A 12,535-nucleotide genomic window follows, 5' to 3' on the forward strand; every position below is an offset into this window, starting at 1 on the left:
GTGGCCCGGCCGTTCGCGCCGGGCGCTGGCGACGCCGCCCCTGCCCGTCGAGCGTCCAAAACACCCGGACGATTCTTCAGATGGTCCGGGAGTTTTGGACACTCAACGCCGCGCGGAGAGGGGCGCCGATCATGACGGATGCCACGGGGGCGACGCCCGCGCCCGCCATGCCCGAGCCCGCCATGCCGGAGCCCGCCATGCCCGTGCCCGCCATGCCCGTGCCCGCCGTGCCCGAGCCCACCACGCCTGCGCCCGCGGCGCCCGCCGGCGCCCCGGCGATCCCCGCCGACCTGCGTGCCGCATTCGACGCGTACGAGCGGGCGATCGTGGCGAACGACCTCGACGCGCTCGACGACTCCTTCGCTCCCGGACCCGAGACGCTCCGCGGCGACACCGCGGGCCTGCTCGTCGGGCACGACGCGATCAGCGGGTTCCGGGCCCTGCGCGGGGGAGTGCCGCCGCGCGAGATCGCCGAGATCCACTACCGCCCGCTTGGGCCTGACAGCGCCCTGCTCATGTCGGTGTCGGAGTTCGTCGGCGGAGGCCGCGGCCTGCAGACCCAGGTGTGGCAGTGCATCGACGGCCGGTGGCTCATCACGGCCGCGCACGTGACGCCCCGTACGCCTCCGCTCGACCGCACGATCTGGCGGAGCGTGGGCGACCCGTTCCTGCAGGGAGCGTGGGAGGGGCCGCTGGCCGGCCTGACCGTCGCGGTGAAGGACCTGTTCGCCATCGCCGGCTTCCGCATCGGCGCGGGCAACCCGATCTACCTCGAAGAGGCGCGGCCCGAGAAGGCCACGGCCCCGGCTGTCGCCGACCTGCTCCGCGCGGGGGCGTCGCTGCGCGGCATCGCGCGGACCGACGAGTTCGCCTACTCGATCGCCGGCGACAACGTGCACTACGGCACCCCGCCCAACGGTGCGGTGGTCGGCGCACTGCCCGGCGGATCGTCGAGCGGCCCCGCGTCCGCCGTCGCGCTCGGCCACGCCGACATCGGCCTCGCCACCGACACCGCGGGTTCGATCCGCGTGCCCGCGTCGTATCAGGGACTCTGGGGCCTGCGCACGACCCACGACCTCGTGCCGCGGCAGGGCATGCTTCCGCTCGCGCAGTCGTTCGACACGATCGGCTGGCTCACGCGCGACGGCGAGACCCTGCAGCGCGTTGCTGACTGGTGCCTCAGCTACGACGGTTCGAGCTCGACCGAGAACGTCTACGGAGCCTCGGGCGACGACCTGCCGTGGCGGTTCGTCGTGCCCGAAGAGGTGCTCGACTGCGTGGAGCCGGCGACCCGCGAGGCGTTCAGTCGACTGCTCGCCGCGCTCTCGGCATCCGACGACCCTCCCTCGTTCCGCGCGGTGCACACGGGCGATCTGGATGCCACCTTCTGGGCGTTCCGCACCGTGCAGGGCGCCGAGGCGTGGCGCAACGACGGCGAGTGGCTGCGCGCGCACCCCGGCGCCGTGGGCCCGGCCGTGGCCGAGCGCTTCCGCGTCGCGTCGCAGATCACCGCGGACGACGAGGCCGCCGCACGCGCCGAGCTCGAACCGATCGCCGCCCTGCTGGCCGAGGTCGTCGACGGCGCCGTGATGGTGTTCCCGACCGTGCCCGGTCCCGCGCCGCTGCGCACCGCCGACGTCGACGCCGTGCGCGCGGCGACCCTGCGCATGACCGCGCCCGCGGCGGCCGCGGGCCTCCCCGCCGTGTCGATCCCGCTGCTGCGCGTCGGCGGAGCTCCGGTCGGGGTCTGCCTCGTCTCGCGTGCCGGCACCGACATCGCGCTCGTCCGCTTGGCTCGGCGCTTCGCCGCGCTCGCCGGGGGCGTCCGGTGACCGGCTCGCTCGTCGGGCGGGCCTTCTCGCGCGCAGGGCGGACCGTCTCGCGCGCCGGGCGGGCCGAACTCCGGAGAATCCGGGGCCTGAGCGGCTCTCGCACCGCATCCGCCCCCTCCCGGACGAGAATCTCCGGAGTTGCGCACGCCCGCTCGATCCTTTCCCCCGCCCGTCCCCGCACCACGGAGTCCTGATGTCCCACCTCCCCGGCCCGATCGACCCACCCGCGCGCCTTTTGATGGGCCCCGGCCCCATCTCGGCCTACCCCAGCGTGCTGCGCGCGATGGGGGCGCCGCTGGTCGGCCAGTACGACCCGTTCATGACGGCGACCATGACCGAGACGCAGGAGCTGTACCGCCAGGTGTGGGGCACCGCGAACGACGCGACCCTGCTGGTCGACGGCACCTCGCGCGCGGGGATCGAGGCCGCGATGGTGTCGCTGATCCGCCCGGGCGATCGCGTGCTCGTGCCGGTGTTCGGCCGCTTCGGTCATCTGCTGGCCGAGATCGCCGAGCGTGCGCTCGCCGAGGTGCACACGATCGAGGTGCCGTGGGGACAGGTGTTCCCGGTGTCGACGATCCGCGAGGCGATCGAGCGGGTGAAGCCCCACCTCGTCGCGTGCGTGCAGGGCGACACCTCGACCACGATGCTCCAGCCGTTGGACGAGATCGGCGAGATCTGCCGCGCCCACGGCGCACTGTTCTACACCGACGCCACCGCCTCTCTCGGCGGCAACCCCTTCGAGATGGACGCCTGGGGACTGGACGCTGCGACCGCCGGCCTGCAGAAATGCCTCGGCGGCCCCTCGGGATCGGCGCCGCTGAGCCTGTCGGACCGCGCCGTCGAGGTCGTGCGTTCGCGCGCCCGCGTCGAGGCCGGCATCCGCGAAGAGGGCGACGCCTCGGCATCCGACTTCATCCGCTCGAACTACTTCGACCTCGCGATGATCCTCGACTACTGGGGGCCGCGACGCCTCAACCACCACACCGAGGCGACGACCATGCTCTATGGCGCCCGGGAGTGCGCGCGGGTGCTGCTGCTCGAGGGGCGCGATGAGGTCATCGCGCGCCACCGACTGCACGGCGAGGCGATGCTCGCGGGGGTCGAGGGCCTCGGCCTGACCGTGTTCGGCGACGTCGCGCACAAGATGACCAACGTCGTCGCGGTCGAGATTCCGGATGCCGTGGTGGGCGACGCCGTGCGGAGCGAGCTGTTGAGCGACTTCGGCATCGAGATCGGCACGTCGTTCGGGCCGCTGCACGGCCGCGTCTGGCGCATCGGCACGATGGGCTACAACGCGCGCAAGGACGCGGTGCTCACCACCCTCGCCGCCCTCGAGGCGGTGCTGCGCCGGCACGGTGCCGCGGTCCCGGCCGGCGGCGGAGTCGAGGCCGCGCAGGGCGTGTACGCGGGGGCGGGGGCGTGACGGCGACCGGCGCCGGGCGCGCCGTGCGCGATCCCGCGACGGGTTGCGGCGGCCGCGGGGCCCGGGCATGATGGCGTCCACTCGACTGCAGGTCTCGGAGGAGCGCATCGCCTCGGCCGCGCGCCGCGTGATGGGGCGCTGCGAAGAGCTCGCCCGCGTCACCTCGACGCCCGGCTCGATCACCCGCGTCTACCTCTCGCCCGAGCACGCGCGCGTCAACCGCCTCGCCGCCGAGTGGATGCGCGAGCTCGGCATGACCACCCGGCAAGACGCCGCGGGCAACCAGGTCGGCCGGCTCGCTCCGGCCGGGATGCCCGACGCTCCCGCCCTGCTGCTCGGGTCGCACCTCGACACCGTGCCCGACGCGGGGCGCTACGACGGCATCGTCGGCGTGCTGATGGCGCTCGAGGTCGTGCGGCTGCTGCGCCGCGTGGACGATGAGGGCACGGCATCCAGCCCCTTCCCCTTCGCCCTCGAGGTCATCGCCTTCAGCGATGAAGAGGGCACGCGGTTCGGCAAGGCGCTGCTGGGCTCGTCGGCCGTGGCCGGTCAGTGGGACCCCGCGTGGTGGGAGTTGGCGGATGCCGACGGACTCACCCTGCGCGAGGCGTTCCGCGACTTCGGGCTCGACCCGGGCCGCGTGGGCGAGGCCGCGCGCCGGCCCGACCAGCTCGTGGCGTACCTCGAGGCGCACATCGAACAGGCGCCCGAGCTGCACCGCAGCGGACAGGCCCTGGCAGCGGTGTCGTCGATCGCGTCGGCCCGGCGGTTCCAGCTCGTCGTCGAGGGGGAGGCGCGGCACGCGGGCGGCACTCCCTACGACATGCGCCGCGACGCCCTGCTCGGTGCGAGCGAGGCCGCGCTCGCGGTCGAGCGGATCTGCCGCGGCGAGCACCACATCGTCGGCACGGTCGGTCAGCTCGAGGCCTTCCCCGGCGCGGTCAACGTCGTGCCCGGCGAGGCGCACCTCTCGCTCGACCTGCGCGGAGAGTTCGACGCCGCGCGCGACCACGTGTGGGACGAGATCTCGCGCGAGCTCGACACGATCATGGGACGCCGGAGCCTGCGCTGGCACGCCCGCGAGGTGCACAGCGCGCCCGCGGTGTTCTGCGCTCCGCTGCTGCAGGACGTCGTGCGCGCGGGCATCGGCGGTGACGCCCCCACCCTCTTCAGTCGCGCCGGTCACGACGCCATGGCGATCGGTGCCATCACCGATGTCGGCATGCTCTTCCTCCGCAACCCCGACGGCATCAGCCACCACCCCGCCGAGGACGTCGAGGGCGCCGACGTGGCGGCGGGCCTGCGCGCCCTCGCCGAGGCGGTGCTGCACCTCGGGGCGGAGGTGCGGTGAGGCGCTTGCGGTTGCGCCCGGTTCGGGGCGTCGGTCGTGGCCCCGGGGCGCGGGGCGTGCGGTGGCGGTTGATAGTGGGGCGTTGGTCGTGGCCCCGGGGCGTGGGGCGTGCGGGGGCGGTCGTTAGTGGGGCGTTGGTCGTGGCCCCGGGGCGTGGGGCGTGCGGGGGCGGTCGTTAGTGGGGCGTTGGTCGTGGCCCCGGGGCGTGGGGCGTGCGGGGGCGGTCGTTAGTGGGGCGTCGGTCGTGGCCCCGGGGCGACCACCGTGGCCCCGGGGCCACCTGCGGACGGGGGTCTGGTCAACGCCGCCCCACGGTGCGCCGACATCGGTACGGTCGGCGCATGATCTTCATCAAGCGCGACCGTCCCGCGCCCTCGGCGTGGTGGCTCGTGCCGGTCGGTGTGGTCATGCTGGTCGTTGGTCTCGTGCTGCTTCCGATCGACACGGGATACCAGACCGAGCGGTGGGAGTTCCTCTTCCTCGTGCTCGGGCCGGTGCTCGTTGTCTGGGGCGTGGTCGCGGGACTGCGGGGCGAGCGCCTCGAGGAGTAGGAGTCGCCTGGCATCGACGGCCCTGCGACCTCGCACCCCGACGAGCCCTCAGCTCACGCGCGATTCCAGGCCGGGGGATTCTCGACGACCGTTGCGGGCGTGGACGTCGCCCACACGGTGGCGCCGCCGACGACGGCGATGCTCACCGCCATGAGCACGGCTCCCGCGACCGTCGAGGCGCGCTGTCGCCCGCGCCGGTGGCCGCGCACCGCGGCGAACGCCGCCCAGGTGAGCAGCGCCCAGACGATCAGGGCGGCAACGCCCATCGCGATGCCGATCGCGCGCTCGGAATCGTCGGAGTCGGAGTACTGGTTCACGCCTCCGCTCACCCAGCTGACCCCGGATGCCCCCAGCATCAGCGCCCCGAACAGCCCGATGACCGTCGCCACCACGACCAACACGATTCCCCCCGCGATCCGCATGAGCCCATCTTCGCGGGTGCGAAGACGATCCCCGCGCACACTGCCCGACCGGCGGACGGCGCGAGAATGGATCGCATGACCTCGACCACCGGCATCCTGCAGCTGCTCGCCTTCGCCGCCGAGCCGGGTGGAGGCAATCCGGCGGGCGTCGTCCTGGATGCCGTGGCCCTCGACGCCGCGCAGATGCAGCGCATCGCGACCGACCTCGGCCACCCCGAGACCGCTTTCGTCGGTGAGCGCGACGGCCGCCGGGTCGCCGTGCGGTACTTCTCTCCAGGCGCCGAGGTTCCGTTCTGCGGACACGCGACGATCGCCACCGCCGTCGCGCTCGCCGAGGCCGAAGGCGTCGGCCCGTTCACGTTCGACACCGCGGCCGGCACCGTCGAGGTGTCGACCGACCGCGACGCCGAGGGCCGCATCACCGCCGGGTTCACGAGCGTCGATCCCTCGACGACCGACCTCGAAGCGGACGTCGCCGACCGCCTCCTCGGCATCCTGGGCCTTCGCTCCGACGACCTCGATGAGCGGATGCCGCTCGCCCAGACCTTCGCCGGCAATCTGCACCCGGTGGTCGCGATCGCCTCCCGCGAGACGTTCGATTCGTTCGCGTTCGACCCCGCGGAGCTGCGGACGCTCATGGACGAGCGCGGCTGGAAAGGCACCGTCATCACGGTCCACGTCGACGGCGACCTCGTCGACGGCCTCGTCGCCGAGGCGCGCAACCTCTTCCCGGTCGGCGACATCACCGAGGATCCCGCGACGGGTTCAGCCGCCGCCTCGCTGGGCGCGTACCTCCGCGACCGCCTGGGCCTTACCGCACCGTTCGCCTTCACCGTGCTCCAGGGTCGGCACATCGGGCGGCCGAGCGTGCTCGAGGTCGAGGTTCCGGCATCCGGGGGCATCCGGGTGTCAGGGACCGCTGTGCCGCTGAAAGGCTGAGCCGGCGCGCGGAGTATGTCCCACTTCTGGTGGGTTGGGCGGTCGTTGTACCGCCTTAAGTGGGACATGCAGCAGCCATAACTGGGACGAGGGTGTGCCGCCGCGCCCCCGCTCCGGAGGTCTGCACTCACTCCCCGCCCGCGAGCCTCCACACGCGGTCGCGCGAGAACGGCAGTTCGTATCCGCGGCGGCCGAGCGCGCGTGAGACGGCGTTGCCGATCGCGGCTCCGACGGGGTTGTACGGCGACTCGCTCATCGACTTCGCGCCGAAGGGTCCGAGGGTGTCGTCGGTCTCGGCGAAGTACACCTCGGTGTCGGGCACGTCGGCGAATTGCGGCACGCGATACGTGCGGAACACCGGGTTCTGCACGACGCCGTCTTCGAGCAGCACCTCTTCGTACAGCGCACCGCCGAGGGCCTGGGCGGCGCCGCCCTCGATCTGGCCGCGGCACTGCGCCGGGTTGATGACGACTCCGGCGTCGGCCGACTGGATCGACTGCAGCACCTTCACCGTCCCGGTCTCGGGGTCGACGGCCACGCGCACGGCGTGCACGTTGAACGCGAGCGAGCGGAAGTCGCCGAACTCGGCCCCGTCAGCGGTGAGGCCGTCTCCGCCCCCCGCGGCGACGATCCGCGCCCAGGTCACGGTCTCGCCCGCGATCGAGATTCCGGATGCCGTGACCTCGGCGCCCGCGGCATCCGCCCCCGACAGCTCGGCGGCGATGGCGATCATCCGGCGCTTCAAAGCCAGGCAGGCACCGTAGAGCGCCTTGCCGGCGACCACGGTTCCCGCGGAGGCGAATGCGCCGGTGTCGTGGTGCACCGCGTCGGTGTCGGCGGCCCACAGGTGCAGGCGCTCGAGCGGCGCTTCGAGCACGGTCGCCGCGATCTGGCGGTGCACGGTCGAGGTGCCGTTGCCGAACTCCGCGGTGCCGACCCGCAGCACGTAGGTGCCATCGGAGTGAAGTGTCGCGGTGGTGTGGGCGATGTGCCCGCGCGGCGCCATCGTGGCGATCATCGCGGCCGACATCCCTTCTCCCACCAGCCAGCCGTGGGGGGCGTCGACGCCGTTGCCGCGCCGCAGCGCCTCTTGCGCGAGGTCGAGGCACTGGTCGAGGCCGTAACTGCCCCAGATCAGGTCGTCTTCGTGCTTCTCGTCGGCGTCGGGGTGCAGCGGGTCGCCCTCGCGCACGGCGTTGATGCGCCGCAGGTCGAAGGGGTCGATGTCGAGCTCCTGCGCGAGGGCGTCCATGGCCGATTCGACGGCGAACACCACCTGTCCGAGCCCGTATCCGCGGAACGCGCCCGAGGGCGGGTTGTTCGTGTAGACCGCCTCGGCGTCGATCCACTTCGTCGGCACGCGGTACAGCGTCGTCGACTCGGCGCACGAGTGGAACAGCACGCCGATCGCGTGGTTGCCGTAGGCCCCGGTGTCGCTCAGCACGTCGAGCTTCATCGCGGTGAGGGTGCCGTCGGCATCCGCCCCCAGGGTCGTGCGCACGCGCATCGGATGCCGCAGCGACGCCCGCACGAACTGGTCGGTGCGCGAGTACTCGTACGCGACCGGGCGGCCGAGGCGCAGCACCGCGAGCGCGGTGAGGTCTTCGGTGAAGAGCTCCTGCTTGCCGCCGAATCCGCCGCCCACGCGCGTCGCGTAGACGCGCACGCGATCGCGCTCGAGGTCGAACACGTGCGCGAGCTCATTGCGCACGAGGAAGGGCACCTGCGTCGACGAGCGGATCACGAGGCGACCGTCGTCGTCGATCCAGCCGACGGCGCCGTGCGTCTCGAGCGCCGCGTGGGTCACCCGAGATGAGCGCCACTCGCCCGTCACCGTGGTGTGGCTCGCGGCGAGGGCGGCGTCGATGTCGCCGCCGTGGCCGGTGTGGAAGCCTGCGACGACGTTGCGGCCAGCGTCCATCACGCGCTCGTCGGGCGTGCGGTCGGGGTGCAGCAGCGGGGCTCCGGGTCGGCGTGCCTTTTCGGGGTCAAACACCGCGGGTAGCACCTCGTACTCGACCTCGACGGCTCGGCATCCGGCGTCGGCTGCCTCGGCCGTCTCGGCGACGACCGCGACGATCCGCTGACCGACGTGACGCACCACGTCGTCGAGCATGCGCGTGTCGTCGGGGTCGTCGGTGCGGTGCTCATGGCGGCCGGTCGAGTAGCGCACGGCAGGCACATCGTCGTGGGTGAAGACGGCGACGACGCCCGGGACCGCCCGCGCGGCCGCGGTGTCGATCGAAACGACCCGGGCATGGGCGTGTGGCGAGGTCACGACGCGCAGCACGAGCGGCGGTCCGCCGGGCACGGGCTCGTCGAAGGTGAAGGGCTCGCGCCCCTGGACGATGCGGCGCGCCGCCTCGGGGATCGCGGAGGTGCCGACGCGTCCGGTGGGGGAGGTGGGCGTGCACCACTCCTGCCGATCGGCAGGTGCAGGCGTCGAGGGAGCAGTGAGGGGCGGATCTGCAAAAGCTGTGTCGTGCCCTGCGCACGTGCCACCGCAGCCGGCGGGCGCCGCGGCCTCGGCATCCGCCCCGCAGCTCTTCCCGGTCTCGCGCACCGGCCCGAGCACCGACGAGCGGATCGCCTCGCGGATCGGGCGGTACCCGGTGCACCGGCAGAGGTTGCCCTTCATGCGCCGGTCGAGGTCGCCGAGGTCGTCGGGGGTCAGGGTCGAGGCCGTCACACTCATGCCGGGCGTGCAGAACCCGCACTGGAAGCCGAAGCCGGTCGCGAGGGCCTCTTGCACGGGGTGGAGCTCGTCGCCGGGGGCCAGGCCGGCAGCGGTCGTGATCGCGCGCCCCTCGAGTCGCATCGCGGGGATGATGCATGAGTGCGTCGGCGTCCCGTCGAGCAACACGGAGCACGCGCCGCAGTCGCCCGCATCGCACCCCTTCTTCACCTCGACGTGTCCGGCCTCGCGCAGCAGCGTGCGGGCACTCTGACCGGGGCGGGGGTCGACCTCGACGGGGGAGCCGTTGACCTCGAACCTCACGCGGCACCTTCCTGCAGCTCACGCGCGAAGCGCGCGCGCAGTCGTTCAGCGAGCACGACGCTCACTCCCCGACGCCAGTCGGCGCTGCCGAGCGGGTCGGTGTAGAAATCGGGGGCGGATGCCACGGCGTCCCGCAGTGCGCCCGCTCCGGGCACGCGCGAGAAGCGCAGTACGCGGGGGCGGCGTACCGCGGCGGTCACCACGAACACCGCGGAACCGTCGGGGTCGACGCGGGCGGTGACGACGGCGCCGGAGCGACCGAGCTCGGCCAGCGCGATCTTCTGCAGGCCCACCCGCGACGACAGTGCCCGCACGGGGACGTCGAGGGCGCGCACGACCTCACCCGGCGCGAGGGCGTTCGCGGCGTTGTCGACCACCAGGTCGGCCACGGCTACGCGGCGCTCGCCGCCGTCGGGCGTCCAGATGAGTGCCGTGGCATCCAGCGTCGCGAGGAAGGCGATCATCGCGCCGGCGGCGAAGGCCTGGCAGACGTTGCCGCCGACGGTGGCAGTGTTCCAGATCTTGAACGACGCGAGCAGGGCGTCGGCGGCGGGGCGGGCGAGCTCGACCGAGGTCCAGGCCGCGGGCGCCTCGCGCTCGGCCCACGCGAGCAGACGCGCGATGGTGCAGGTCGCCCCGATGCGCAGGCCGTCGTCGGTGATCTCGAGGTCGGGCCAGTCGAGCGTGGTGAGGTCGACGAAGCCGGTCGTGTCGGGCTGCGGCTCACTCATCAGCCAGGTGCCCCCGGCCATGACGACCTCGCCGGGACGCAGCGCGAGGTCGGCGCGCGAGCGCGCGGCGCGGAACGAGGTGACGGTGGTGATGTCCACGTCAGCCCGCCAGGATCTCGCCCGACCAGCGGCCGTCGACGAGCGTGTAGTGCTGGCGCGTGCTCTGACCGGCGGGGTCGCCGCGCCAGAAGGTGAGAGTTCGTGGGCGCAGGCGGAAGCCGACCCAACGGGCGGGCGGGTCGAGCTGCGGGTGCGCGTTGTCGAACTCCGCCCACAGGCGATGACGTTCGTCGACGGGCAGGTGCGCGTTCTCGCGGGTGTTCGTCCAGGCCAACAGCTGCAGGTACCGCGACCTCTCGGCGTAGACCCTCGCGGCATCCGCCGCCGAGACCTGCTCGACGGTGCCGCGCACCACGAGCTGCCGGCCGATCTCGGGCCAGGCGATCGACATCGCCGCGACCGGGCTCTGGGCGAGTTCGGCGGCCTTGGCGCTCTGGGCGTCGGTGTGGAAGGTGAGACCCTCGGCGTCGCACTCGCTCGCCAGCACGTGCCGCAGCGAGGGGAGCCCGTCGAGGCCGACGGTGGCCAAGGCGGCGAGCGGTCGCAGCTCGTTGTCGTGCGGAGGCAGCCACCGCACGAGCAGGGCCAGCGGGTCGTCGGTGAGCGCGTCGACGTCGTCGACGTCGGAACCGAACGTGGTGCCGGCCGTGATCATGGCGACCTCCGGGGGATGGGGCAGCGGGTATCGCCGAGCGTAGGCACCGCGCATTTCGGCAATGTTGCCGTCACGAACATTCGCGGAAACACGCGGTCCCTACACTCCCGCCATGACCTCGCTGCCGCTGATCGACACCTGCCCGAAGCGCATGGAGTACGGCCCCTGCGGGGGAGTCGGGTTCGACGGCTCGTGCGAGATCGACGCCGCGCATCGCTGCGCGTTCCTGCACCGGTCGACCGTGCCGTGGACGGGGATCGATCGCACGGTCGCCGTGGTGCCCGGGTCGCGCACGGCCGCGGCGGCAGCGACCCTGGCGGCGCTCGGGACGCGCCCGTGGGTGGTCGCCGATCTGCCCGCGCGAGCGCTGAGCGTGGAATCCATCGACTCGTGCGCCGCGATCCTCGCCGGAGAAGTGGATGCCGTGCTCGCGGGCGACGCGGGAAGTGCGCGCGTGCAGTTCCCACCCGCCTTCCGCGCACACCTCCTGCAGGCGCGGGGACTGCGCGTGTGGACCGGCCTCAACATGCGCGACCGCAACCGCGTCGCGATCGAGGGCGAGCTCGCGGCCCTCGCCGTAGAGGGGGTCGCGGGAGTGCACTGTGTGACCGGCGATCACACCCGCACCGGAGATCGACCGGATGCCGCGCCGGTGTTCGACCTGGACTCCACCGAGGCCGCAGCGCTCGCCCGCGCCGCGGGGCACGTCGTGTCGGTGGCCGCGTCGCCGGCCGCCCCTCCGGTCGACCGGCGCGCGGCGCGGCTGCGCGAGAAGCAGCACGCGGGGGCCGACGTGTGCTTCGTCAACCATGCCGGCGGAGCCGCGCCGGTGCGCCGCTTCATCGAGGCGGCGGGCGACGGCATCCGCTACATCCCGTGCGTGCCGGTCGTCGTCGACGCCGCGTCGGCCGACCTGCTCGAGTCGTTCACGGCACTCGTGCTCCCCGACGGATTTCTCTCGCGCGTGCGCTCGGCCCGCGACCCGCGCGCCGAGGGGATCGCCCTGGCCGTCGCGCTCGCCGAGGAGATGCTCGCCCTGCCGGGCGTCGTCGGAGTGAACCTGTCGGGCGGGCGCGAGGGCGCCGAGGAGTCGTTCGCCGAAGCGTTGGCCGAGATCGCGCGGCGCCTGCGCTGAGGCGGTGCCGGGGCTGATGCGGGAGGGGCGGTGGCGGACGCGCCGCGGTGCGAGCGGGTGCCGCGGCGCGTCCGAGGATCGGTTGGTCGGTGTCAGCCGTGAGCGTGCGCAGCGAATTTGAAGGCCATGCGGCCGTGCGCGAATCCTCCTCCGGCGCGGATCGCCGCGGCGACCCAACTCGTTTCGGCGATCTCCTTGTCGGTGGCGCCGGCCTTCACGGCGTTCTGCGTGTGTGCCTCGATGCAGTAGCTGCACTGCGTCGTCAAAGCGACCGCGACGGCGATCAATTCACGAACCTTCAGCGGGAGCTCCGGTCCGTCAGCCGCGAAGACCGCCTTGTCGAATTCCAAGAACGCGGCGAGCATCTCCGGCGTTTCGGCCTTGTAGACCTTCGTGTACTGCGCGTCGGAGGGGTCGGTGTAGTGCGACATCTTT

The 12,535-nt window shown here is 73.0% G+C and carries 11 protein-coding genes; 6 read left to right on the forward strand and 5 right to left on the reverse strand.

The window, feature by feature from the left end:
* The first annotated feature begins 131 nt into the window (after nt 1-131).
* The 4 genes from M3667_RS04565 to M3667_RS04580 all read left to right on the forward strand — a co-directional run bounded on the left by M3667_RS04565 (nt 132) and on the right by M3667_RS04580 (nt 5,160).
* Nucleotides 132-1,832 (forward strand): AtzH-like domain-containing protein, encoded by a 1,701-nt coding sequence (locus M3667_RS04565; RefSeq protein WP_251505584.1) that lies wholly within the window; start codon nt 132-134, stop codon nt 1,830-1,832.
* 193 nt (nt 1,833-2,025) lie between these two features.
* Complete coding sequence (locus tag M3667_RS04570; RefSeq protein ID WP_251505587.1) at nt 2,026-3,258, forward strand: alanine--glyoxylate aminotransferase family protein; 1,233 nt, start codon at nt 2,026-2,028, stop codon at nt 3,256-3,258.
* A 67-nt stretch (nt 3,259-3,325) separates the two neighbouring features.
* Nucleotides 3,326-4,609 carry an allantoate amidohydrolase gene (locus M3667_RS04575; protein WP_251505591.1) on the forward strand — a complete coding sequence of 428 codons (1,284 nt, stop codon included), beginning with the start codon at nt 3,326-3,328 and terminating at the stop codon, nt 4,607-4,609.
* 341 nt (nt 4,610-4,950) lie between these two features.
* Entirely contained in the window at nt 4,951-5,160 is a 210-nt protein-coding gene (locus tag M3667_RS04580) for a hypothetical protein (protein WP_251505594.1), read from the forward strand.
* Nucleotides 5,161-5,213: 53 nt separating this feature from the next.
* Here the strand turns inward: M3667_RS04580 and M3667_RS04585 are convergent, their stop codons facing one another.
* On the reverse strand, nt 5,214-5,582 hold the full coding sequence (locus M3667_RS04585) for a hypothetical protein (RefSeq protein WP_251505596.1): 369 nt from the start codon (nt 5,580-5,582) through the stop codon (nt 5,214-5,216).
* Between the two features lie 75 nt (nt 5,583-5,657).
* Here M3667_RS04585 and M3667_RS04590 point away from each other — a divergent pair, with 75 nt between their 5' ends.
* Nucleotides 5,658-6,521, forward strand: coding sequence for a PhzF family phenazine biosynthesis protein (locus tag M3667_RS04590; RefSeq protein ID WP_251505600.1), 864 nt, complete (start codon nt 5,658-5,660; stop codon nt 6,519-6,521).
* A 127-nt stretch (nt 6,522-6,648) separates the two neighbouring features.
* Here the strand turns inward: M3667_RS04590 and M3667_RS04595 are convergent, their stop codons facing one another.
* The 3 genes from M3667_RS04595 to M3667_RS04605 are packed head-to-tail and all read right to left on the reverse strand — an operon-like array spanning nt 6,649 to nt 10,965.
* Nucleotides 6,649-9,519 carry a molybdopterin-dependent oxidoreductase gene (locus M3667_RS04595; RefSeq protein WP_251505603.1) on the reverse strand — a complete coding sequence of 957 codons (2,871 nt, stop codon included), beginning with the start codon at nt 9,517-9,519 and terminating at the stop codon, nt 6,649-6,651.
* Nucleotides 9,516-10,349: an FAD binding domain-containing protein gene (locus M3667_RS04600; protein WP_251505606.1), complete on the reverse strand. Its 834-nt coding sequence runs from the start codon at nt 10,347-10,349 to the stop codon at nt 9,516-9,518. Before M3667_RS04600 ends, M3667_RS04595 begins: the two co-directional genes overlap by 4 nt.
* Nucleotide 10,350: 1 nt before the next feature.
* Nucleotides 10,351-10,965: a pyridoxal 5'-phosphate synthase gene (locus tag M3667_RS04605; RefSeq protein ID WP_251505610.1), complete on the reverse strand. Its 615-nt coding sequence runs from the start codon at nt 10,963-10,965 to the stop codon at nt 10,351-10,353.
* 112 nt (nt 10,966-11,077) lie between these two features.
* On the opposite strand from M3667_RS04605, the gene M3667_RS04610 reads away from it, so the two are divergent.
* On the forward strand, nt 11,078-12,100 hold the full coding sequence (locus M3667_RS04610; protein ID WP_251505614.1) for a methylenetetrahydrofolate reductase C-terminal domain-containing protein: 1,023 nt from the start codon (nt 11,078-11,080) through the stop codon (nt 12,098-12,100).
* Nucleotides 12,101-12,192: 92 nt separating this feature from the next.
* Here the strand turns inward: M3667_RS04610 and M3667_RS04615 are convergent, their stop codons facing one another.
* Nucleotides 12,193-12,531: a carboxymuconolactone decarboxylase family protein gene (locus tag M3667_RS04615; RefSeq protein ID WP_251505618.1), complete on the reverse strand. Its 339-nt coding sequence runs from the start codon at nt 12,529-12,531 to the stop codon at nt 12,193-12,195.
* Nucleotides 12,532-12,535: the final 4 nt, after the last annotated feature.

Source organism: Microbacterium sp. P26 (assembly GCF_023712585.1).
Classification (GTDB): Bacteria; Actinomycetota; Actinomycetes; order Actinomycetales; family Microbacteriaceae; genus Microbacterium; species Microbacterium algihabitans_A.